This is a genomic window from Agrobacterium vitis (assembly GCF_013426735.1).
Classification (GTDB): Bacteria; Pseudomonadota; Alphaproteobacteria; order Rhizobiales; family Rhizobiaceae; genus Allorhizobium; species Allorhizobium vitis_D.
The window spans coordinates 1,189,390-1,211,826 of the sequence record NZ_AP023272.1; the positions used below are offsets into that span (position 1 = coordinate 1,189,390).

Sequence of the window (22,437 nt, forward strand, 5' to 3'; positions counted from 1 at the left end):
CAGGGACTTGAATTGCGCCAGATTTTGTGGTCTTGAACCGCTCAATCTTTGCACGCCGCTAAAAGGGCCGCGCCCGACCTCCATCCTGTTGATGGCGGATGACGGCCTGCTGCATCATTCAGTCTAAGGAAACCGCTATGGCTCGCTCAGCCCTTCTCAATGTCATGGTCCAGGCCGCCGTCAAGGCCGGGAAATCCCTGTCGCGCGATTTTGGCGAAGTGCAGAACTTGCAGGTTTCGGTCAAAGGCCCGGGGGATTTCGTTTCCCAGGCCGATATGAAGGCTGAAAAACTGGTGCGCGAGGACCTGCTGAAGGCCAGACCCACCTATGGCTTCCTCGGGGAAGAGGGTGAAGAGATCAAGGGGACCGATGGCGCCCATCGCTGGATCGTCGATCCGCTGGATGGCACCACCAACTTCCTGCACGGCATTCCGCAATTTGCCGTCTCCATTGCCCTGGAGCGCAATGGCGAAATCGTTGCCGGTGTGATTTTCAACCCTGCTACCGACGAGCTTTACACGACCGAAAAGGGTGGTGGTGCCTTCCTTAACGATCGTCGCATTCGCGTTGGCGCCCGCAAGGCACTGTCGGATTGCGTGATCGGTTGCGGCATGCCGCATCTGGGCCGGGGCAATCACGGCAAGGCGCTGCTGGAACTGCGCCATGTGATGGGCGAAGTGGCTGGCGTCCGCCGCATGGGGGCAGCGGCCCTGGACCTCGCCTATGTCGCCTGCGGCCGGTTCGACGGTTTCTGGGAAACCGGCTTGCATGCCTGGGATATCGCCGCTGGCCTGTTGCTGATCCGCGAAGCAGGCGGCTTCGTCAGCGATATGTCGGGAGGAACCGATAGTCTTGAGCGTGGTGACATTGTCGCGGGCAATGAATATATCCAGAAGGCGCTGTTGGAAGTGGTCAAGCGGCCCTTGCCGAAGGCTTGATCGGCTCAAGCGCCAGCATGGCTTTTTCGGCGCTTTCGCAAAAGCGCCGGTTTTCGCTTCAATTCGACATGAATTTGAACTAGCCTCCGTCCACTTCATGCTGCCTAGGCCGAGCCTTTCAGAGGCTTGACCCGTGGTTTGCAAAAGGGATCGACCGCTTGCCTGTAATGGAGACGTGCTGCCAATGACGGATGTGGATGTGGACGCCCCGGACGCTGAACCGGCCCGTTACGGCTCGAAACTGTCAAGCCCGGCACCCATTATTCTGACGATGCTGATCTTTCTGATCCTCATCGGTTTCATCGCGGCCATCCTGTTTCGGCAGGCCGAACAGGCGTTTTACACCAATCCGGGGCTGAATGGTCTCATTCTCGGGGTGTTGGCCGTCGGCATCATCCTGATTTTCGCCCATGTGGTCGGGCTGATTTCGGAAGTGCGCTGGTTCAATCATTTTCAGCGGTCCGGTACTGCCGATAAGTCCGGACGCGAGCCAAAATTGCTGGCGCCGATGCGCTCCCTGCTTGGCAATCGCCGCTCAACCGGCCTGTCAACGACGCTGCTGCGTTCCATCCTTGATTCCATCGCCACCCGGCTGGACGAAGCACGCGATACCTCGCGCTATCTGATCGGCCTTCTGGTGTTTCTCGGCCTGCTCGGCACATTCTGGGGCCTGATCGGCACGATCAGCTCGATCAGCAATGTCATCCAGACATTGGATGCAGGCTCCGGTGGGCAGGGCAGCGATGTGCTGCAAACCCTGAAAAACGGGCTTTCCGCGCCGCTTGCCGGCATGGGGACGGCGTTTTCCTCGTCACTGCTGGGCCTGTCCGGCTCGCTGATCCTCGGTTTTCTCGACTTGCAGGCTGGCCGCGCCCAGAACCGGTTCTATACGGAGCTGGAAAACTGGCTGTCTTCCGTCACCGATACCGGCTCCGATCAACCGCTTCCATCGGGTGTTTCTGGCCAGGATATGGAGCGTTTGCTGGAGCAGATGAAAAAGATCGCCCAGCAGCCTGCCTCCGGCTCCGACCGGTCGGCAGCCGCGCTGAGCGGCTTGTCGGACGGTATTCAGGGGTTGGTGAAGAACATGCGCAATGAGCAACAAATGCTGCGTGACTGGATCGAAGCCCAGCAAGAAGACACCCGTGCCATGCGCAAGGCGCTGGACCGGTTGAACGACAAGCTCGGGAGCAAGTAGACCATGGCCCTGGGGCGCAACCGCAAGCGGGATCGCGGCGCCGACTATTGGCCGGGCTTTGTCGATGCCTTGTCGACGCTGCTGATCGCCATCATGTTCCTGCTCACCGTTTTCGTGGTGGCGCAATTCGTGCTCAGCCGGGAAATTTCCGGCAAGGACGAGGTGTTGAACCGGCTGAACAACCAGATTGCCGAGTTGACGCAAATGCTGGCGCTGGAAAAAGGCGGCAAGCAGGATCTGGAAGACGCGCTGGCCAACCTGCAATCCTCGCTGGATACGTCTGAGAAGGAACGCAGCCGTTTGCAATCCCTGCTCGATACCGGGGCGGGCAATTCGGCCCAGGCCCAGGTGAAGATCGGCGAACTCAGTGGCAAGCTCGATGAGCAGCAGCAGGTCAGCGCTCGCGCCATGAGCCAGATCGACCTGTTGAACCAGCAGATCGCCGCACTTCGCGCCCAGATTGCCGCTGTCGAACAGGCCTTGCAGGCCTCTGAGGCCAAGGACCAGAATTCACAGGCGAAAATCGCCGATCTCGGACGGCGGCTGAATGTGGCGCTGGCCCAGAAGGTCCAGGAACTCAACCGCTATCGCTCCGACTTTTTCGGACGCCTGCGGGAAATTCTGTCCGATCGGCAGAATATCCGCATCGTCGGCGACCGTTTCGTGTTCCAGTCAGAAGTGCTGTTTCCCTCCGGCGGGGCAGATATGAACCCGCAAGGCCAGGAGGAAATGGTCAAGCTCGCCAATGCCCTGATCGATCTTGCCAAGGAAATTCCCCCCGATATCAATTGGGTGTTGCGCGTCGATGGCCATACGGACAATGTCCAGCTGTCAGGCAATGGCCGCTATCCGGACAATTGGGCGCTCTCGGCGGCCCGCGCTGTCTCGGTGGTCAAGTTCCTGATTTCCAAGGGCGTCCCCGCCGACCGTCTGGCTGCTGCCGGTTTCGGTGAGTTCCAGCCGATTGCGCCCGGCGATACACCTGAAGCCCGCGCCCAAAACCGGCGGATCGAGCTAAAGCTGACGGAGCGGTGAGACGGGCAGCTGAATGGGTGTGGCTCTTATAGGACGCAAGGGCTTTTATATGCCGCTTAACCCCCCTCTGCCTTGCTAGGCATCTCCCCCTCATTGGGGGAGATCGGCAGGAAGCACTGGCCGGACATCTTTTTAGCGACTGAATATGCTGGGAATAAAACGGTTTCTGTAGGGTAAGTGGTTTCCACATATCGATCTCCCCCCTTGAGGTGGGGTGAGACGGGAAAATTGTACGAAGAGTACAGCCTGCCTTACGCTTGCTCTATTTTGACGTTCGCGTAAAAGTAAGTAAATTTTTCTGCCGAGGAGAGAATGGCAGCGGAATGTGCTTGGGAGGGCGTGATGAACGAGTTCGATGTGATCGTGGTCGGCGCAGGGCTGGCGGGGCTGGTTGCAGCAATTGAGGCGGCGGGGCGGGGCTTGTCGGTCTGTGTCGTTGATCAGGAGGGGGAGCAGAACCTGGGCGGGCAGGCTTTCTGGTCGCTGGGCGGCTTGTTTTTCATCGACAGTCCTGAGCAACGGCTGATGCGGGTGCGTGACAGCTTGGCCTTGGCCGAGCAAGACTGGTTCGGCTCGGCGGGTTTCGACCGGCCGGAGGATCATTGGCCTCGGCGTTGGGCGCAGGCCTATCTGCACTTTGCTGCGGGCGAGAAGCGGGCATGGCTGCATCAACTTGGCATGCGCTGGTTTCCGGTGGTCGGCTGGGCAGAGCGCGGCGGGCAGCTTGCCGATGGCCATGGAAATTCGGTGCCGCGCTTTCATGTCACCTGGGGGACAGGGCCGGGCGTGCTGGAACCGTTTCTCAAATTGGCAAAGGCGCTGACCGAGGCCGGGCGCATCACGTTCCTGTTTCGCCATCAGGTCGATGCGCTGGAGCGCCAGGATGGGCGGGTGACGGGCGTGTCAGGCACAGTGCTGGCCAATGATGTCGTTTTGCGGGGCGAAAAGAGCAACCGTGAGCCGCTTGGCGATTTCACCTATTGCGCCCAGGCCGTGATCGTCGCGTCCGGTGGCATTGGCGGCAACCATCAACTGGTGCGGCAGAACTGGCCGGTGGACCGGCTTGGTCAGCCGCCGGCCACCATGGTTTGTGGCGTACCTGCCCATGTCGATGGACGGATGATCGCCATTACCGAACAGGCGGGCGGCAGTGTCATCAACCGCGACCGCATGTGGCATTATACCGAGGGTGTGAAGAATCACGACCCGATCTGGCCGGATCATGGCATTCGTATCCTGCCCGGTCCATCCTCCTTCTGGTGCGATGCCGATGGCCATCGGCTGCCATCGCCCGCCATGCCGGGGTTCGATACGCTTGGCACGCTGAAAATCCTGCGCGAGCGCGGCAGCGATTACAGCTGGTTCATCCTGACCGAGGCGATCATCAAGAAGGAATTCGCGCTGTCTGGTTCGGAGCAAAACCCGGATCTGACCGGTCGCAATATCCGCCTTCTGCTGAAACGGCTTGGCAAACGCCCGACCGGTTCGGTCCTGGCCTTCATGGAACGGGGTGAGGATTTTGCCGTTAGCACCGATCTGGAGGAACTGGTGGCCAAGATGAATGCGATCAGTGGTGAGAGCCGGTTGGACCCTGCCCATCTCCGCCGCCAGATTGAGGCGCGGGACCGGGAGATCAGCAACACTTTCAGCAAGGATGCGCAAATCACCGCTATCCGAGGCGCCCGGCACTATCTCGGTGATAAATTGATGCGGACTGCCGCACCGCACCGGTTGCTCGATCCGGCCAAGGGGCCTTTGATCGCCGTGCGCCTGCATATCCTGACCCGCAAGACACTGGGTGGCTTGCAAACCGACCTTGAGGGCCGGGTGCTGGAAATGTCCGGCGAGCCGGTGCCGGGCCTTTATGCGGCAGGCGAGGTCTCAGGCTTCGGCGGTGGTGGCATGCATGGCTATAATGCGCTGGAAGGCACATTTCTCGGCGGCTGCCTATTTTCCGGCCGGGTGGCGGGCCGCAATGTTCTCGCGGCCAGCTCGTCCTGATGGGTTACTTCGCGTCCGCCAGGAAATCCTGCGCTCCGCTCTGGAATTGCAGCCGGGCCAGCCGGGCATAGATGCCGCCCTGCTGGATCAGGCTTTGGTGGGTGCCCTGTTCCACCACCTTGCCATCGTCGATGACAAGAATCCGGTCCGCCTTCAGCACGGTAGCCAGCCGATGGGCGATGACGATGGTGGTGCGCGATTTCATCAGCTCGTCCAGGGCTTTCTGCACCAGGGTCTCGCTTTCCGCATCCAGCGCCGAGGTCGCCTCATCCAGCAGCAGGACCGGCGCATCCTTCAGGATAGCGCGGGCAATGGCGATGCGTTGACGCTGGCCGCCTGAAAGCGTGATACCGCGTTCACCAACCTGTGTGTCAAAGCCCTGGTCCAGCCGGTCGATGAACTCGGTGGCCTGGGCGGCGCGGGCAGCAACGATCACCGCCTCGCGGCTGGCATCGGGGCAGCTGAAGGCAATATTATCGTGGATCGTGCCAGAAAAGATCGTCACGTCCTGGGGGACGATGGCAATGCTGCCGCGCAGTGCCTCCGTTGACACGTCGCGCAGATCACTGCCATCAAGACAGATGCGCCCGCTTGTCGGATCGTAGAAGCGCAGGATCAGCGAGAAGATCGTGCTTTTGCCTGCGCCGGATGGTCCGACGATCGCCACGGTTTCTCCGGCATCGACGGCAAAGCTCAGGCCTTTGACGGCAGAGCGTCCCGGGCGGCTGGGATAGGAAAACTCGACATTCTCAAACCACACTTCGCCACGCGCGGGGGTGGGCAAGGGCTTTGGATGATCAGGCGATTGCACGGCAGAGACCTCGGCCAGCAATTCCGTCAGCCGTTCGGCGGCCCCGCCCGCCTGCATCAATTCACCCCAGACCTCAGACAATTGGCCAAGCGATGAGGCGGCGATGACGGAATAGAGCAGGAACTGGCCCAGGGTTCCCGCTGACAGCGTTCCGGCCAGCACGCTTTGGGCGCCATACCAGAGCACCCCGACAATGCTGCCGAATACCAGCGTGATGGCAACACCGGTCAGGATGGCGCGCGAGCGGGTGGCGATACGGGCGGCCTGGAAAGCCTGTTCGACGGCTGCGCCGTAGCGGGCGCTGGCGGCGGCTTCGCCATTAAAGGCCTGGACGGTACGGGCAGCCCCAATACTCTCGCCTGCAAAGGCTGCGGCCTCCGCTAGCCTGTCCTGGGCAAGGCGGGAGCGGCGCCGCACGGAGCGGCCAAAGGCAATCAGCGGAAAGACGATAACGGGAATGGCAGCCAGCACCATGACCGACAGTTTCGGGCTGGTATAGATCATCATGCCCATGGCGCCAAAACACATGATGATGTTGCGCAATGCCACAGAAGCGCTGGCGCCAACGGCGGATTTGATCTGGGTGGCATCGGCTGTCAGCCGCGAGACAATTTCGCCGGATTGGTTGACGTCGAAAAACGCAGGCGACAGGCGGCTGACATGATCGAACACTTCGCGGCGGATATCCGAGACGATCCGCTCGCCAATGGTGATGACATAATAATAGCGCAGCGCGCTGGATGCGGCCATGATCAGCGCCAGAACGATCAGCATGGCAAAATACTTGTTGATGAAGCCGGCATCGGCAGAGGCCATGCCGTGGTCGATCATCCGGCGCACGGCCAGCGGTAGCGCCAGCGTGGTCACGGCAGCCAGAGCCAGAAACACCAAGGCGGCCAATGCCATGCCGCGATACCGCATCAGGTAAGGGTTAAGCCTGGCGAGAGGCTTCAGACTACGGCTCGATTTTGCCTGGCGTTCTTGGTTTTCTGACACTGATCCGTACTCCGCCCCTGCCATCCCAGCTTATGCGCTGGGGGCCTTGTTATCCCTGCGACCTTCATGTATAGGCAGCCCATCAAATTGGGAAGCCCGCGACATTACCAGTCTCCGGCTTCATGTATTGAATTGGGTCGGCTGACGCAATTGCGGCAAATAGACCCCCGGCACATCAGGAAGACCGTCATGAAGGCTAACATTCATCCCGAATACCACAAGATCAAGGTCGTCATGACCGATGGCACCGAGTACGAAACATTTTCGACCTGGGGCACTGAAGGTCAGGTCATGAACCTCGACATCGACTCCAAGTCGCACCCGGCCTGGACCGGCGGCAACCAGCAGCTCATGGACCGCGGTGGCCGTCTCTCCAAGTTCAACAAGCGTTTCGGCGGCCTCGGCCTCTAATCCACCGCTTGCATGTCTTTCCAAAAAAGCCCGGTCCTGTGATCGGGCTTTTTTGTTGGCCGCTCATCCCGGATGGGATTAAACCCGGCGCTACGGTGTTCTTCTTTCAGGACCATGCTTTCCCCAACCAGAGGAATACCTGTCTTGAAATATAGTTTTTCGCTTGGCTGTCTCATCGTCGCCTTGGCCACGGCGCCCGCATCCGCCGAATCGCTTTCATCCGCTGCCGGGCGTTACCGGATCGATTCGGCATCCCGAATAGGTTTTTCGATTGCGCAGGTTGCCGGTCCAGGGATCAACGGTACATTTCCCGGCATATCCGGTCGCTTCGACATCGATGCGGATCATCCGGCGCAATCCTTCGTCGAAATTACCGTGACCCCTGTCAGCGTGAAGACGGGGCAGGAGCGGGTTGACAATTTCCTGCGCTCCAGCGCCGTCTTCAATGCCGCCGATTATCCGCAAATTACCTTCCGCTCGAACCGGGTCGTCCAGGACGGGCCACGCAGTGCACTTGTCGAGGGGATATTGACGGCGCGAGGCATTTCCAGGCCTGAGACATTTCACGCCACGTTTCTGGAGCAAAAGCAGGGCTCGGTTGCCTTTCACGTCACCGGCAATGTTTTCCGTGTGCCTTACGGCATGGGGATCGGTGTCCCGCTTTATTCCAATACCGTTGTATTCGACATGGATTTGAAGGGCATCAGATAGGGACGGACCATCGGCAAGCGCTCTTGGTGAAAATATTTGAGCGGAGAGGGATTAAGTCCCTCGGCCAAGTGTTCTCTCAGTATCGGACAGGATGTCCGATCTGTCATCTCTCTGAAAGGACGATATCATGCGTTCATATCCTTTGCTTCTGGCCGGTTTTGTCACGTTCGTTTCGGCAGGGGCAGCCCTGGCTGGCCCCTATGCCGGTGGCGCCGTCATCGAAACAAAAACCGCTCAGGGCACGATCCTGACCGATGCCAAGGGCATGACCCTCTATACATTCGATAATGACACCAAGGGTCAATCAACCTGCTACGATGGCTGCGCGAAGAAATGGCCGCCCCTTGCTGCCACAAAGACTGACAAAGCCGATGGTGCGTATCAGCCGATCGCCCGCAAGGATGGCACAATGCAGTGGTCGCATGATGGAAAGCCGCTCTATCGCTGGCAGATGGACAAAAAGCCTGGGGATACCACCGGCGACGGTGTCGGCAATGTATGGCACACCGCCAAGGAATAGGCCCTATGCCGGACTTTCTGGACGAAATCGCAAGCTGTGTTCCGGGGCTCCGGCGCTACGCCCATGCCCTGACGCATGACCGCGACGTCGCCGATGATCTCGTTCAGGACTGTCTGGAGCGGGCCATTGTCAAGAAGGGGCTGTGGCGCGGGCCAGGCCCGGTACGGCCCTGGCTCACCCGTGTCCTTCTGAATATTTATCGCAACAATCTGCGTGATCGCCGGCGCCGGCCTGTTGCGGTGCCGATCGAGGATGTCGCGGGCGAATTGTCGGTACCCGCCGCGCAGGGAGGCCGTATCGCTCTTGCCGAAATGGCAAGGGCGATCGACCAATTGTCTAGCGAACAGCGGGAGGCGCTGCTTCTCGTCGTCGTCGAAGGCATGAGCTATTCGGAAGCGGCCGACGTGTTGGAGATCCCGATTGGCACATTGATGTCGCGCCTGGGCCGGGCGCGGGCGGCATTGACCCGCCTGACCCAGGACGATCCACCGAAGTTAAGGGTGATCAAATGAGGAGTGGTGCGCCACAGATGACAGAGAGTGACCTGATCGCTTTTGCCGACGGACGGCTTGGCGAGCGCGAGCGTGAAGCCGTCGCCCGTTATCTTGCTGACCATCCCGAAGAGGCGCAAAAAGTCGAAACATGGCGCCAGCAAAATGCGGCGTTGCAGGCGCTATACGGGTCTGTTTCGGCTGAGCCGGTGCCTGCACGGCTCGATGTGCATAGCATCGACAACCGGTTGCGCTCTGCACGCTTATCGGGGAAAAGCGCTGCATGGTTTGCAAGAAAAGACCAAATTCATCCAATAGATCCTCACCGTACCGACTGGCGAAAATTCGCTGCCGCTGCCGTTGTTATCCTGGCAGTTGGGCTGACTGGCGGCTGGTTCGGGCGGGGCCTGTTGATCTCCAGTGCGAGACCATCTGATCCGTTGGTCGCTGAGGCGACGCAGGCGCATATGCTTTACGCGAGCGAAGTCATTCACCCCGTCGAAGTTCGGGCTGAAGACGCGCCGCAGTTGAAAACCTGGCTGTCGAAGCGCCTGGATCGTCCCTTGGCGATCCCGGACCTGAAGGCCTATGGTTTTATGCTGGTGGGAGGCAGGTTGCTGCCCAGCGCCGACGGTGCTGCGGCACAATTAATGTATGAGGATGAGACCGGCCAGCGCGTCACGCTCTATATCGTTCCGTCGCGCAATGAGCCGGAAACCGCAATTCGCCGGACGAGCAGCCGCACCGGGGCGGATGGCCTTCAGGCCCTGTTCTGGAACGACGAAACCATCCGCTGCGCCTTGATCGGCGATCTTCCACAGGATCGTATGCAGGTGCTTGCCGATGAAACCTACAAGCAATTGAGTTGAGTATGGATGTCCCCTTAAAACTATCCGCGAAGCAATCATCAGCCAAGCGTGGTGCGTCGCAGTCCTATGGCTGGCTTTCCATCGCTTTTCACTGGACCATTGCCCTGCTGTTTCTAGGGCAGATCATTCTCGGATATCTGATGACTGGTGCTGATATCGATCCGGCTTTGCAATTCACTCTTTTCCAGTGGCACAAGTCTTTCGGCTTCCTGGTGCTGATGCTTGCAATTCCCCGTGTTGTCCTGTCGCTGGTCAGTGTCAAACCCAAGTCGCTTGACGTCAGTGGGCGCGTGGAAGTCTTTGCCGCCCGCAGTGCGCATTTTGCCTTGCTGATGCTGACCGTGGCGGTGCCGATGGCGGGGTGGGCCGTTGCCTCTACTTCGCCACTTCAGATTCCGAGCTTTGTGTTCGATTTGATTGTGGTGCCGGGCCTGCCAATGGCGATATCCGATCAAGCCGAGGCATTCTGGACGAGCGTGCATGCGACGCTGGCCTATGCGGCGGCGGGTCTTGTCCTGTTGCATGCCCTGGCCGCATTTTGGCATCATGGGGTGCGAAAGGATGCAACGCTGCGCCGGATGCTGCCGATCTTTAAGGAAAGAGACGATTGCTAGAGCATCGGACCGAAAAGTGGGAACCGGTTTTCTGCACCATGCTGTGATTGCAGACGGAATGGCTGCACAGACCTATGAGGCAATAGAAAAAGGCGGGTTCATCCCCGCCCTTTCCTGCATTTCAATTCTGTCCGTACCGATCAGTTAGCGTTAAACGCCGTGCGCAGCAGATTCAGTTGAGCTTGGACGCTGTTCTCATTGTCCGGCACGATGGATGTGTCATTCGGACGATAGATTTCGCGGTCCAGCAGGGCAATCCGATTCTGAAGGCGCAGGGAGCGTTCGATCAGGTCGCGGAAGGATTCCGGCAGATCGTTCCAGCCTGGCGCATTGCGGTCGACGTTGAAGCCGTCCAGACGGACCTTGCTCTTCTCAGAAATCACCTGGTCGCGCGACATTTCGCCATTATTGACGGCGCGCTGCAAAAGAAGCCAGGAGGCCATCTGCATCAGGCGTGTGGTCAGGCGCATGGATTCAGCTGCATAGAGCACGGAGGCCATGCGGGGCAGAACCTTTGCAGCCGAACGGCCGGGGCCGTCGAGATATGCGGCGGTTTCTTCGACCAGCCCCATGCCTTCTGCATAGGTCGCCTTGAACTGCGACGACGAAGCAGCGCGCCCGGCAAAGCTGACCGTATTCAATCCAAGTTCCGACATCGACATTTTCCCTGTCTTACGCATCACTTATTGACGTAGCGCGGCGGTTAACGAAGTCCAGCGCCAATTCCATGGGTGAACGATGCTACCAATACCCCAAATGCGCAAGTCGTTTCTTAAGAAAGGGTTAATTCCCACAGTTTTAGGTAAAGTCGAAAGGCATAAAAAAAGAGCCGCAAAAGCGGCTCTCAAGGTAAAACAGGGAGAAAAATCAGACCAAATCGCCATTTGGTGAAACTGTCTGAATCCAGAAGAACCGGACAGGTTATACATTCTCATAAAATGCTTAATATTAGGTTAATACTGCATCGCGATAGATCAAAACGGCGATGCTTGCCGCCGCATGCGAGGGTTCCCGGCCCGATCTTTACCATTCTGCGCAGCTGTAATATTTTGAACCATAGCCTGCTACTTTAAAGGGCGAAACAGCGATTCAGCTGCCGCTTTTCCCGCCATCTTGCTGGATTTTTCCGTTTCGAGACGGGTGATTTCCTGTTTTAGCAAAGTGATTCGCGCCTCCAGTTCGCTTGCCGACAGGAGAGAAAGGTCGCAGCCGATCTCGTGTTCCGGTGGTTTGCGCGGCCGGTCCGGGTCTTCCATCATCGCTTATGCCTCCTTGTTTGCTGGCTCTTCACCACTGATGTCCATGCGTTCAGCTCTTGGGTCAAGTGTTGCCGATTGCGGGGTGGCCATCATGGTCGAGACCGGGCCATGCCCGGTTGAAAAATTCTCTTTTTCCTCGGAGGTGAGGGTCGGGCGTAACCGGCTGCGGAAAATCGCATAGGCAACCAGCAAAGCATGGGCGGTGGCGGTGACCGCAAACAATGCATAGGGACCGAACCATGTCATGACAGGCCCGCCGATGGTCGGGCCGATAATGGTCCCGATACCAAACAGCAGCAACAACCCGCCGGACACTTTGACGAAATCGCCACTATCGGCAAAGTCATTGGCGTGGGCGACCGCGATCGGATAGAGCGAATTGGCTGCGGCCCCATAAAGCGCCACAAGCGGGATCAGGAAAACGGCGGTCTGCGGCCGTACCATCAAAATCAGCAGGGCTGCCAAAAGGGCGACCGAGCCAATACCGGCCAGAACATAGCGCCGGTCCGTATGGTCGGACAGGCGGCCAGCCGGAAACTGGGCGGCAGCACCGGCAAAGATCGTGATACTCAACATGCTGGCAATCATTACATCCGGCAGGCCGACGCGGGCCCCGAACACCGCCACCAAGGTTCCATAGGCACCATTGGCGATGCCGATCAGCAGAATACCAACAAAGGACACCGGCGAATTTCGATAGAGTTTTGGCAGGTCCAGCTTGACGGATTTCAACGGTTGAGGTGAGGCGGCGTTGGACATGGTGGTGGGTAGCATGGCCAGGCAATAGAGAATGCCGCAGATCATGAACAGCGTTGGCGTGTGGATATTGCCAAAGGCCACCATCATCTGGCCGCCGACCACCCCGAACAGGGTGACGGAAATGTAGAAGGAAAAGATCGAGCCACGGCTCTCATTACTGGCCCTCTCATTCAGCCAGCTTTCGATGATCATTGAGGTGCCGGCGGTGCAAAAACCGGTCAGCGTTCGCAGGGCGACCCACGAATATTGTTCGACGACCAAGCCGGTAATCAGCGAAATGATGGCGATGATGGCGATGAAGCAGGAAAAGGCGCGCACATGACCGACCCGCATCACCAGCTTGGGTGCAATGAAACAACCAAGCACAAAGCCCGCCGCCCAGGACGTACCGAGCAGGCCAAGCACTTCATTGGAATAGCCTTCAAACGAGCCGCGCACCGGCAGAAGCAGCCCGTGCAGACCATTGCCGAGGAACAGGAACAGCGTGCCAAGCAGGAGGGAGAGGACGGGAAACAGATTTCGGGTCATGCAAATCACTTCGGAACGGGTCGAGGCGAAGGCCAGGCGTGGCAGGGCGCGGAATGCGTGGGGCCATTATTCCCCGGAATGGGGTCGATTTATGAAATATGTCAAACTGTTGTTACTGCGACGTTACAGCAGGTGATTTTCCAGCTATTTATGGGGTATGGCGCAAACCGCCAGATGATGGCCAAGCAAAGCCTGCTTCCCTTTGCCCGGTGATATCAGTATGACCGGGGACAAGCGCTTCATTCCTGCTAAAATGCGTTGGCTTCGTAGAGGTAGCGACCAAAGACATGAACAAGGCAATATCGGCCTTTCTGATCCTGGCCATGGCCGTGCAACTGATCCGGCCACTCGGCTTGCCATTCCTTCGAAAGCGCAGCGACTTCTGGAAGCTTGCCGTGCTGGCCTTTATCATCTGGACCGTCACGCTGCTAGTGCGGCCTTAAGATGTGGCGCGAGCTTTAGGATTGCTTTTCATGCTTGAGGTCTGTGGTTTATCGTAAAACCGCTGCAAATTTGTACGCTGCCGACAGCGCCGTTTACCATATATGGCGCACGGCGCTGTAATGTGCTGCTGGCTCGATATGAAAGGTCATTTTCAATGATTTTTCCTATTTGGCTTTCTGGTTTGAGGCCTGCACCATGGCCATCAATACATCCGTTTGAGCGATCATGCCGATCAGCTTTGCCTGGGCGTTGATCACAGGCAAATGATGCAGGGCCGCTTCGGCAAAGGTGACGATGGCTTCGGACAGCGGTGCATCTGGCGTGACGGTGCGCACAGGTGTGGTCATGATGTCCTTGACCGTGCCGTTTGGCGCAGAGGCGCCTTGCAAGGCCAGCGCCAGCCGTCGGCCAAGACCGATCATCGGCCTGCCCCGTGACCAGCTTGCCTTGTCCATCAGGTCAGTCTGGGTGACGATGCCGAGAATGGTGGCGTCTTCGGCGGTCACCGGCAACGCCTTGACGCGGCTTTGGCGCAGGCGGTGCAGCGCCTCGCTCAGCGTCGTATCCGGGGAGAGGGCGGCAATGCCCGCAATCATCACCGCGCCGCAGGTCGTATGGCTGCTGCGACGGCGATAGGCACGCAACTCGGTGCGGCGCAGGATATCCTCCAGATCGTCGCGGTCGATGTCGAGAAAGGCATCGTAATCCTTCAGGACGTCATCGAGATCGCGACGCTGGAAGCCTGCGGTATCAGCAATGCCGGGCGTTTGCGGCAAAGCAGGCTTGGCGCGATGCGGATAACGGCGGCCCGCAAGCCGGTTATAGAGCAGCGCGCTGGCCAGAAGCAGCAGGGAGTTGCCAGCCACCGGCCAGAGCACGAAGCCATAGCCGAGCGCATGAATGCCCGGACCGCCGAGCACGGCAGTCAGCGCGATGGCGCCGCTTGGCGGATGCAGGCAGCGCAGCGCAATCATCGCGGCAATCGCACCGCCGATGGCCAGCGCGCTGGCAAGCAGCAGATCCGGCACCCATTGCGCCACGGTTACACCAATCAGTGCGGCGCAAAGATTGCCGCCCAGGATTGACCAGGGTTGGGCAAGCGGACTGGTGGGGACAGCAAACAGCAGCACGGCGGAGGCTCCCATCGGCGCGATCAGCACCGGCAGGCTTGCAGCTTGCTCCGGCAAAAAATATCCCAGCAAAAAGGCACTGATGACGCCAGTCACCAGAATGCCCAGCGTTGCGCCGAGGGCGGAGCGGGCCTGTTCTGAAGAACTGATCGGCGTCACGTCCGGGATCAGGTACTTCCATGCGTCCCGCAGACCTGATTGCATTACTGGCTTTCCGTTTCTTTATGGCGTGGATCAACTGTCGATGCTGAGCGTGCCTTGCATGACGGTGACAGCGTGTCCTGAAATCTCGGTTCGGATGATGTTGCCGCCCGCTTTCTGGACGGTGACTGTTATCAGGCTGCGGCGGCCCATTTCAACACCCTGTTCGATGACCAGCGTCTGGTCAAGATCCGCTTCCGGTGCCTGCTGCGCCAGATAGGCGGCAAGTGCCGCTGAGGCGCTGCCGGTCGCCGGATCTTCCGCAACATTGTCGAAAGGCGAAAACATCCGGGCGCGGATATGGTTTTCCGACATTCGGCAATAGAGGAAGGTTGCGCCATCCGTTTCCTGGTCGGCATGGATTTCGACCAAACGGGCGAGAGCGGCAAGATCAGGCTTGCTGCGGCCAAGGGCGGCGAGATCGGTCAACTCCGCTGCGATGAATGTCAATCCGACGGAAATAAAGGCCGGAGCATGGTTTGCGGTTTGAATGTCACTCTCAGCCAAGCACATGGCGGCGGCCAGATTGGCTGTTGCCACTGGGCCGCTGACGAAAAGAGGCTGGGGCGCACGGATGCAGGCCTTCACCACACCATTGTCATCGCGGCTCAGTTGAACGGTGACGAGACCAGCTTTTTCTTCAAAGCGCAGATCATCGCCAAGGGATTGGCCGAACAAGGTTGATTGTCCGGCAAGGGCGATGGCTGTGCCAACATTAGGATGACCGGCAAAGGGTATTTCCATGACAGGCGTGAAGATCCGCACCTGCGCGGTATTGGCCGCGTCTGTCGGAGGCAGGACGAAGGTGGTTTCAGAATAACCGAATTCGGCGGCAATGGCCTGCATCGTCGTATCCGACAGCCCGCGCCCATCGAGAATGACTGCCAGAGGATTGCCGCGAAACCGCTCAACGGTAAAGACGTCGAGAGTGATGAAAGGCACGGAGATCATGGCTGGCCTTCTTGCAAGTGATACGTAATGAACAACCGTGATCTCGATAGCAGCGGCGTCGCCGAAATGAAGATGAAATCCTGTCAGGGTGACAAGAAAAAGCCCCGCCGGGTGCAGCGGGGCTTCAAGATGCCGGATCAAATGCGTTCGATGCTTGCCCTCAAGCGGCCTTTTCCAGGTCCTGTTTCCAGGTGCCAGTCGCGGCCAGGCTGTTCATGCGGGCGCGGTGGGTGAAGGCACGCTGACCGGCGGCGACGTTTTCGCTGCGGCCGCCCCAGGTTTTAATGGCGCTATCCTGAAGGGCGCGACCATAGGAATAGGTCAGGGTCCAGGGCAGGTCGTAACCGGCATTCATCGCTGAGAGATGGGCGGTTGCTTCCTCTGTGCTCTGGCCGCCGGACAGGAAGGCGATGCCGGGAACGGAGGAAGGAACCGTCGCCTTCAGCACCTTGACGGTTGCTGCTGCGACTTCCTCGACGGAGGCCTTACGGGCATTCTTGCCGTCGATGATCATGTTGGGCTTCAGGATCATGCCTTCGAGATTGACACGGGCATCATACAGATCCTGGAAGACGGTGCGCAGCACCCATTCCGTCACTTCTGCGCATTTGGCAATGTCGTGGGTGCCCGGAGCGCCATCCATCAGCACTTCTGGCTCAACGATTGGCACGATGCCTGCTTCCTGGCACAGGGCGGCGTAATAGGCGAGCGCCTGGCTATTGGCCTTGATCGAGCCCCAGGTCGGCAGGCTATCGGCAATGGCGATAACGCCGCGCCATTTGGCAAAGCGGGCGCCGGCCTTGTAGTAATTGGCGAGACGCTCACGCAGCCCGTCCAGGCCTTCCGTCAAGGTTTCGCCCGGGAAACCGGCCATTGGCTTGGCGCCGGTATCGACCTTGATGCCGGGGATGGAGCCGGCGGCCTTGATGATATCAACGAAAGGCGTGCCGTCGGCTGCTTTCTGATACAGGGTCTCTTCATAGAGAATGACGCCAGAAATGTATTTTTTCATCGCCTCGTCGGAGCGAAACAGCATTTCGCGGTAGTCGCGGCGGCTGGTTTCGGTCGATTCGAGGCCAATCGTGTCGAAACGCTTCTTGATGGTGGACGTGGACTCGTCCGCTGCCAGAAGGCCCTTGCCATCAGCCATCATCTTGACGGCGATGTCTTCAAGTCTCTCACTCATGTCCTATGCTCCCAAAAACGTTACCACTAGATATCGCGTAACAGATGTTGTTCAGGAGGAAAATGGGGCGTTAAGTCATTGAAACGATTGAAATCACTTCAATCGTTTTAAAATTCAATCTTTTTTAAAAGAAATTCAGGTGCGGCATTTGTTCCATGCCGCACCTCAAATTTTTTGTCGGTTGGTTAAGCTGGATGGGTCAATACGGCGACACCGGGCAGTTCCTTGCCTTCCATCCATTCCAGGAAAGCGCCGCCTGCGGTCGAGACATAGGAAAAGTCATCGACAACGCCAGCATGATTGAGCGCCGAGACCGTGTCGCCGCCGCCAGCCACCGACACCAGTTTGCCAGCCTTGCTGCGCTCTGCGGCATGTTTTGCGGCAGAGACGGTGGCGGTATCGAAGGGAGGAATCTCAAAAGCGCCGAGCGGGCCGTTCCAGACCAGCGTTGCCGCTTTGGTGATCCAGTCATTGACGACCGCCACCGATTTCGGACCGACATCCAGCATCATTGCGTCGGCTGGAATGGCCGAGACGCTGACGGTCTCATTGGCGGCATTGGCCTTGAACTCGCGAGCGACGACGCCGTCCACCGGCAGCACGATGGTGCAGCCAGCCGTTTCCGCTTCGATCATGATCTGCTTGGCGGTGGCGGCCAGATCGTGTTCGCACAGCGACTTTCCGACATCGATCCCCTGGGCGGCGATGAATGTATTGGCCATGCCACCGCCGATGACAAGCGCATCGACCTTTTTGACCAGGTTCATCAGCAGGTCGATCTTGGAGGAAACCTTGGCACCGCCGACAATGGCGACCACCGGATGGGTCGGCTTGCCGAGGCCCTTTTCCAGCGCTTCCAACTCGGCCTGCATGGTACGCCCTGCATAGGCAGGCAGAATATGGGCGAGCCCTTCCGTGGAGGCGTGGGCGCGGTGCGCAGCGGAAAAGGCGTCATTGACATAGATGTCGCCGTTCTTGGCGAGTTCTGCGGTAAAGTCGGCGTCGTTCTTTTCCTCGCCCTTGTGGAAGCGGGTATTTTCCAGAAGCAGGATATCGCCATTATTCAGGGCGGCAACGGCCCTTTCGGCCGGCTCTCCAACGCAGTCTTCGCCGAACGCGACCGCCTGGTCCAGCACTTCCTCGACGGCGGAAATGATCTGTGACAGCGACATATCGGCAACCGGCTCGCCCTTGGGACGACCGAAATGGGCCAGCAGGATAACCTTGGCGCCCTTGGCCGACAGTTCCTTGATGGTCGGGGCGACGCGCTCGATGCGGGTTGCATCCGTCACCTTGCCGCCGGAGACGGGCACGTTCAGGTCAACGCGCAACAGTACGCGCTTGCTGGCGATATCGGTGAGATCGTCAAGTGTCTTGAAAGCAGGCATGGTGAGTTTCCCGTGTTGACTGTCGTTACGGTGTTGCGCGGGACCTTACACCGGTCTCGGCAAGAGGCAAGATTGATCGGGCTGTTGCCCGGCGCAATCAGGATATGAAGCCGAAGGCTTCAAGCCCAGAAAGCGGGTATGGTCTCCGTGAGGCGCGGGCCGATGCGCAAAGGGGCGATTTTCTCAGCCAGTCCAGTGCTGTCGGAAATCTCGACGCCGACCCCGCAGATTGTCGCCGGGCCGTGGGCGGCTTCGAATCGGCCCTTGGGCATTTTCGAAATGAAACGGTTGAGCGGCTCTTCCTTTTCCATGCCGAGCGACGAATCATAGTCGCCGCACATGCCCGCATCCGACATATAGGCGGTGCCGCCATTGAGAATCTGGTGATCGGCGGTTGGGACATGGGTGTGGGTGCCGACCACGAAACTGGCGCGGCCATCGACGAAATGGCCGAAACACTGTTTTTCGCTGGTGGCCTCGGCATGGAAGTCGAAGATGATGGCGTCGGCCTGTTCCTTCAGGGGGCAGGCGGCCAGAATGGTTTCCGCCGATTTGAACGGATCGTCCAGTTCTGGATGCATGAAGACCCGGCCCATGATATTGGCGACCAGCACACGTGCACCGTTGCGGGCATAATAGAGACCGGACCCTTTGCCGGGTGTCCCCGCCGGATAATTGGCCGGGCGCAGGAACTGGTCGTGACGACCTGAAAAGGTGATCGCTTCCTTCTGGTCCCAGACGTGGTTGCCCGTGGTGACGACATCGGCGCCGGCATTGATGGTTTCGAGGAAAATATCCTCGGTAATCCCGAAGCCGCCAGCGGCATTTTCGCCATTGACGATGACGAAATCCAGTTTCAGGTCGGAGACCAGGCCGGGCAGCTTTTCCCAAACCGCCGTGCGGCCTGTCTTGCCAACCATGTCGCCTAGAAAAAGCAGCCGCATTCCTTAAATCCAGTCAGGTCTTGAAGTTCTTATATCCACTTTCCGTCAAAATGGCATGCAAAGCGACGTCATGGGGTTCGAAAGGCACATCTGCCACTTCCTGACAGTCAAATGCAATGCCGATCAGAAGCGGATCAAGGCCTTTCTGATGCAAACGGGCAATCGCCCGGTCGTAATGGCCTGCTCCATAGCCGATCCGGTTGCCATGCCGGTCGAAGGCGGCCAGCGGAATCAGCAGGACCTGTGGATCGACCACCGGTGCATCGGGGCCGGGACCGCGTGTGCCAAAACCGGTATCGATCAGCGATTCCTGGCTGTGCCATTGCCGGAAGCAGATGGTCTGGCGATCAAGAACCACGGGCAGGCAGAGATCGGCACCGCGCTGGCGCAACATCTCCATTAAGGGTTGCGTGTCTACTTCGGAGCGGATCGGCAGGAAGCCGGAAATCATGGTGTCTTGGGCAATCTCGATGGCGCTGGCGCCGTGATGGGCAATTGCGGCTGAATGATCAGCGCGAATATGCGCAGGAATAGCGTCCCGACGGGCAAGGCTTTGTTGGCGCAAATGGTTTTTTGTACTGTCCAAGGGCATGTGTTCTCTCTTTGTTAGCAGTTGTTTAACCATAATCTCTCTTTGTTTTGCAAGAGCAGGTCACGATGGAACAATTTGTATTTTAGTTATAAATAATTTAGTATTGCGTTTATGTTGTTGTATAATCAAATAATTGCACTTTTCTGCCGATAGATGCGCGCTGCAAGCGTCCCGCATTGGTGCTATTTCCCTTGGAATGGGACGTAAAGGCCTTGGCGGTGAAGGGCTGGAGAAAGGTTTGTGACAATCTTGCCTTAACACTCGTCAAATATTTTAGGCTCAAGGGACCATAAATATTTGAGGGTTTGGCAATGAAATTTCTATCCCGTTTCGGGCTGGTCGGGACGATCACCGTTGTGACCACCCTGATATTGGTTGTATCTCTGGGCGCTGTTGCCTGGACGATTTCGCGGCAGGTTCATGAGCGTGTGACGCAGCAGGCCATCGACAGCCAGAACAGCAGCCTGCGGGTCGCGGCCACGTTGCTGGAGCGCGATGTGCCTGGCGTCAAGGTCAGTTGGGGCAGGGATGGCAATGTTGAACGCATTTCGGCGCAGACGCTGCCGGCGCAATTTGCCAATCATGACACGATCGATTCCATTGGCCGGATGACGGGCCAGACGGCGACGCTGTTTACGCTTGACGAAGCGACCAAGGGTTACATTCGCCGCACGACCAATATCATCAAGCCGGATGGCCAGCGCGCTGTCGGCACGCCGCTCGATCCAACGGGTGCCGTCTATTCGGCCCTCGTCAAGGGTGAGACGTATCGTGGTCAGGCCGCCATTCTCGGCACGGATTACTATACGATCTACAAGCCCATCATCAGTTCCTCCGGTTCTGTCATCGGCATTCTCTACGCCGGTGTGCGTGTTGCCGAAATTGCCGGTATCAGCGATCAGATGGCGCAAGCCGTGGCGATTACGGCGGGTATCGCCTTGCTGGTCTCTCTGCTGCTGATAGTGTTCATCACCCGCAAAACCATGCGCCCGATTCCGGAACTGACAGCGGCGGCCTCCAGTCTTGCCGATGGCCGGACCGATGTCGAAGTGCCGCATCAGGGTTTGCGCAACGAGATTGGCGCGCTTGCGCGGGCACTGGAAGTTTTCCGCCAGGACGCGCTCAAAAAGCTGCAACTGGAACAGGACGCCAACGAAACGCGGGCACGCAACGAGCGGGAACGGGCCGAGCGTGAGGCTGAGAAGGATGCGGATGCCGCCAATATCCGAAACTGTGCCGATATGCTGGCAGTTGCCATGAACCGCCTGAGCAGTGGCGACCTGACGACGCGGATCGACCAGTCGTTTATCCCTGAACTTGAACCGCTCCGGGTCGATTTCAACAATTCGGTCAACAATCTCAGCCTGGCCTTCGCCCGTTTGCGCAACGAGGCGATGTCGGTTGAGGCCAGCGGCAATGAAATGCGCAGCGCCGCAGGCGCGCTGGCCAGCCGCACCGAGCAGCAGGCAGCCTCGCTGGAAGAGACCTCGGCAGCGCTGGAACAGGTCACCGGCACGGTGCGCAGCGCCGCCGACCGTGCTCAACAGGCCGCGGCTCTCGCCTCCGATGCCCAGGTCAGCACAGAAGGCTCGTCCAAGGTGGTGGCGGATGCGGTGTCGGCCATGGGCCGGATCGAACAGGCCTCCAGCGAGATTTCCAAGATCATCAATGTCATCGATGAAATCGCTTTCCAGACCAATCTTCTCGCGCTCAATGCCGGTGTCGAAGCAGCACGGGCCGGAGAGGCGGGCAAGGGCTTTGCCGTGGTTGCTCAGGAAGTGCGCGAACTGGCGCAGCGCTCCGCCAATGCTGCCAAGGATATCAAGGCGTTGATCAGCAAGTCGGGGACGGAAGTGGCTGGCGGTGTCAGGCTGGTGCGCGAAACCGGCGATGCGCTTGGAGCGATTTCCCAACAGGTATCGATGATCAATGGCCTGATTGCCGAGATTGCCACGTCCTCGCGCGAACAGAGCACCGGCTTGCAGGAGATCAACACCTCCGTCAACCATATGGATCAGTTCACCCAGAAAAACGCCGCCATGGTGGAAGAAACCACTGCCGTGACCCACAAGCTCGCCGAAAGCGCCACCACATTGGTCAGCCTGATTGCCGAGTTCAAGGTGCCGGGTGAGGCCGCATCCTGGGCGCCAAACCATCAGCCAGCCCCTGCGTCACGGGCACCTGCCGCCAAGCCTTTGGCCGCATCGCGCATCAAACCTGCCCAGCCCAGCTCCCGCCCTGTCGGTTCTCCGGCGCGCTCGATGATGGGCAAGCTGGCCAGCGCCTTCACTGGTGGCTCATCTGCCGCTGCGGCCTCCAATGCCTCAAGCGGCAACAATTGGGAAGAGTTCTAAGCGGATAAGGCCAAGCCAGCGTCAGCCTCAATCTTTCGACCGGACGAAGGCTGACGCGATATTTCTTTTGCTTGGAGACATGGAGTTGTCAGGTTCAACTTGAACC

22 protein-coding genes are annotated in these 22,437 nt (G+C 58.8%); 12 read left to right on the forward strand and 10 right to left on the reverse strand.

The features are described from left to right. Window positions 1–137 precede the first annotated feature (137 nt). From H1Y61_RS05225 to H1Y61_RS05240, 4 genes are all read left to right on the forward strand, one after another. Window positions 138–938 carry an inositol monophosphatase family protein gene (locus H1Y61_RS05225; protein WP_015917054.1) on the forward strand — a complete coding sequence of 267 codons (801 nt, stop codon included), beginning with the start codon at window positions 138–140 and terminating at the stop codon, window positions 936–938. 184 nt (window positions 939–1,122) lie between these two features. Then, window positions 1,123–2,136, forward strand: coding sequence for a flagellar motor protein MotA (locus H1Y61_RS05230; protein WP_174111635.1), 1,014 nt, complete (start codon window positions 1,123–1,125; stop codon window positions 2,134–2,136). 3 nt (window positions 2,137–2,139) lie between these two features. Continuing rightward, on the forward strand, window positions 2,140–3,171 hold the full coding sequence (locus H1Y61_RS05235) for a peptidoglycan -binding protein (RefSeq protein ID WP_015917052.1): 1,032 nt from the start codon (window positions 2,140–2,142) through the stop codon (window positions 3,169–3,171). A gap of 342 nt (window positions 3,172–3,513) precedes the next feature. Continuing rightward, window positions 3,514–5,172, forward strand: coding sequence for an FAD-binding dehydrogenase (locus H1Y61_RS05240; protein ID WP_180573929.1), 1,659 nt, complete (start codon window positions 3,514–3,516; stop codon window positions 5,170–5,172). Between the two features lie 4 nt (window positions 5,173–5,176). On the opposite strand, the gene H1Y61_RS05245 is transcribed toward H1Y61_RS05240, so the two are convergent. After that, window positions 5,177–7,003: an ABC transporter transmembrane domain-containing protein gene (locus H1Y61_RS05245; RefSeq protein ID WP_180573930.1), complete on the reverse strand. Its 1,827-nt coding sequence runs from the start codon at window positions 7,001–7,003 to the stop codon at window positions 5,177–5,179. A gap of 165 nt (window positions 7,004–7,168) precedes the next feature. On the opposite strand from H1Y61_RS05245, the gene rpmE reads away from it, so the two are divergent. The 6 genes from rpmE to H1Y61_RS05275 all read left to right on the forward strand — a co-directional run bounded on the left by rpmE (window position 7,169) and on the right by H1Y61_RS05275 (window position 10,595). Then, window positions 7,169–7,390, forward strand: coding sequence for a 50S ribosomal protein L31 (gene rpmE / locus H1Y61_RS05250; protein ID WP_015917049.1), 222 nt, complete (start codon window positions 7,169–7,171; stop codon window positions 7,388–7,390). A gap of 114 nt (window positions 7,391–7,504) precedes the next feature. Beyond that, a complete protein-coding gene (locus H1Y61_RS05255; protein ID WP_409363957.1) occupies window positions 7,505–8,101 on the forward strand; it encodes a YceI family protein in 597 nt (198 codons plus the stop codon). 127 nt (window positions 8,102–8,228) lie between these two features. Next, window positions 8,229–8,621 (forward strand): COG4315 family predicted lipoprotein, encoded by a 393-nt coding sequence (locus H1Y61_RS05260; protein ID WP_180573932.1) that lies wholly within the window; start codon window positions 8,229–8,231, stop codon window positions 8,619–8,621. A 5-nt stretch (window positions 8,622–8,626) separates the two neighbouring features. Next, on the forward strand, window positions 8,627–9,133 hold the full coding sequence (locus H1Y61_RS05265; RefSeq protein WP_180573933.1) for a sigma-70 family RNA polymerase sigma factor: 507 nt from the start codon (window positions 8,627–8,629) through the stop codon (window positions 9,131–9,133). A 17-nt stretch (window positions 9,134–9,150) separates the two neighbouring features. Further along, on the forward strand, window positions 9,151–9,981 hold the full coding sequence (locus H1Y61_RS05270; protein ID WP_235680835.1) for an anti-sigma factor family protein: 831 nt from the start codon (window positions 9,151–9,153) through the stop codon (window positions 9,979–9,981). A gap of 2 nt (window positions 9,982–9,983) precedes the next feature. After that, the gene (locus H1Y61_RS05275; protein ID WP_180573935.1) at window positions 9,984–10,595 is read left to right on the forward strand and encodes a cytochrome b; all 612 of its coding nucleotides are present in this window, start codon (window positions 9,984–9,986) and stop codon (window positions 10,593–10,595) included. 140 nt (window positions 10,596–10,735) lie between these two features. Here the strand turns inward: H1Y61_RS05275 and rcdA are convergent, their stop codons facing one another. The 3 genes from rcdA to H1Y61_RS05290 all read right to left on the reverse strand — a co-directional run bounded on the left by rcdA (window position 10,736) and on the right by H1Y61_RS05290 (window position 13,141). Next, entirely contained in the window at window positions 10,736–11,251 is a 516-nt protein-coding gene (rcdA, locus tag H1Y61_RS05280) for a protease adaptor protein RcdA (RefSeq protein WP_015917048.1), read from the reverse strand. A gap of 408 nt (window positions 11,252–11,659) precedes the next feature. Continuing rightward, a complete protein-coding gene (locus H1Y61_RS05285) occupies window positions 11,660–11,854 on the reverse strand; it encodes a DUF1192 domain-containing protein (RefSeq protein ID WP_174111631.1) in 195 nt (64 codons plus the stop codon). A gap of 3 nt (window positions 11,855–11,857) precedes the next feature. Next, the gene (locus tag H1Y61_RS05290; protein WP_174111630.1) at window positions 11,858–13,141 is read right to left on the reverse strand and encodes an MFS transporter; all 1,284 of its coding nucleotides are present in this window, start codon (window positions 13,139–13,141) and stop codon (window positions 11,858–11,860) included. A gap of 287 nt (window positions 13,142–13,428) precedes the next feature. Between H1Y61_RS05290 and H1Y61_RS05295 the strand changes: the two genes are divergently transcribed. Further along, window positions 13,429–13,584 carry a hypothetical protein gene (locus H1Y61_RS05295; RefSeq protein WP_015917045.1) on the forward strand — a complete coding sequence of 52 codons (156 nt, stop codon included), beginning with the start codon at window positions 13,429–13,431 and terminating at the stop codon, window positions 13,582–13,584. 165 nt (window positions 13,585–13,749) lie between these two features. Here H1Y61_RS05295 and H1Y61_RS05300 read toward each other — a convergent pair whose 3' ends face one another. From H1Y61_RS05300 to H1Y61_RS05325, 6 genes are all read right to left on the reverse strand, one after another. Further along, window positions 13,750–14,907, reverse strand: a complete 1,158-nt coding sequence (locus H1Y61_RS05300; protein WP_174111889.1) for an HPP family protein — start codon at window positions 14,905–14,907, stop codon at window positions 13,750–13,752. Between the two features lie 42 nt (window positions 14,908–14,949). Beyond that, on the reverse strand, window positions 14,950–15,867 hold the full coding sequence (locus tag H1Y61_RS05305) for a PhzF family phenazine biosynthesis protein (RefSeq protein ID WP_174111629.1): 918 nt from the start codon (window positions 15,865–15,867) through the stop codon (window positions 14,950–14,952). 160 nt (window positions 15,868–16,027) lie between these two features. Further along, window positions 16,028–17,053, reverse strand: a complete 1,026-nt coding sequence (locus tag H1Y61_RS05310) for a class I fructose-bisphosphate aldolase (protein WP_180573936.1) — start codon at window positions 17,051–17,053, stop codon at window positions 16,028–16,030. Between the two features lie 185 nt (window positions 17,054–17,238). Next, window positions 17,239–18,441, reverse strand: a complete 1,203-nt coding sequence (locus tag H1Y61_RS05315) for a phosphoglycerate kinase (RefSeq protein ID WP_180573937.1) — start codon at window positions 18,439–18,441, stop codon at window positions 17,239–17,241. A 119-nt stretch (window positions 18,442–18,560) separates the two neighbouring features. Next, window positions 18,561–19,385, reverse strand: a complete 825-nt coding sequence (locus H1Y61_RS05320) for a TIGR00282 family metallophosphoesterase (protein ID WP_015917040.1) — start codon at window positions 19,383–19,385, stop codon at window positions 18,561–18,563. Between the two features lie 13 nt (window positions 19,386–19,398). Next, window positions 19,399–19,977 carry a 5-formyltetrahydrofolate cyclo-ligase gene (locus H1Y61_RS05325; protein WP_180573938.1) on the reverse strand — a complete coding sequence of 193 codons (579 nt, stop codon included), beginning with the start codon at window positions 19,975–19,977 and terminating at the stop codon, window positions 19,399–19,401. A 311-nt stretch (window positions 19,978–20,288) separates the two neighbouring features. On the opposite strand from H1Y61_RS05325, the gene H1Y61_RS05330 reads away from it, so the two are divergent. Continuing rightward, the gene (locus H1Y61_RS05330) at window positions 20,289–22,331 is read left to right on the forward strand and encodes a methyl-accepting chemotaxis protein (RefSeq protein ID WP_180573939.1); all 2,043 of its coding nucleotides are present in this window, start codon (window positions 20,289–20,291) and stop codon (window positions 22,329–22,331) included. Window positions 22,332–22,437 lie beyond the last annotated feature (106 nt).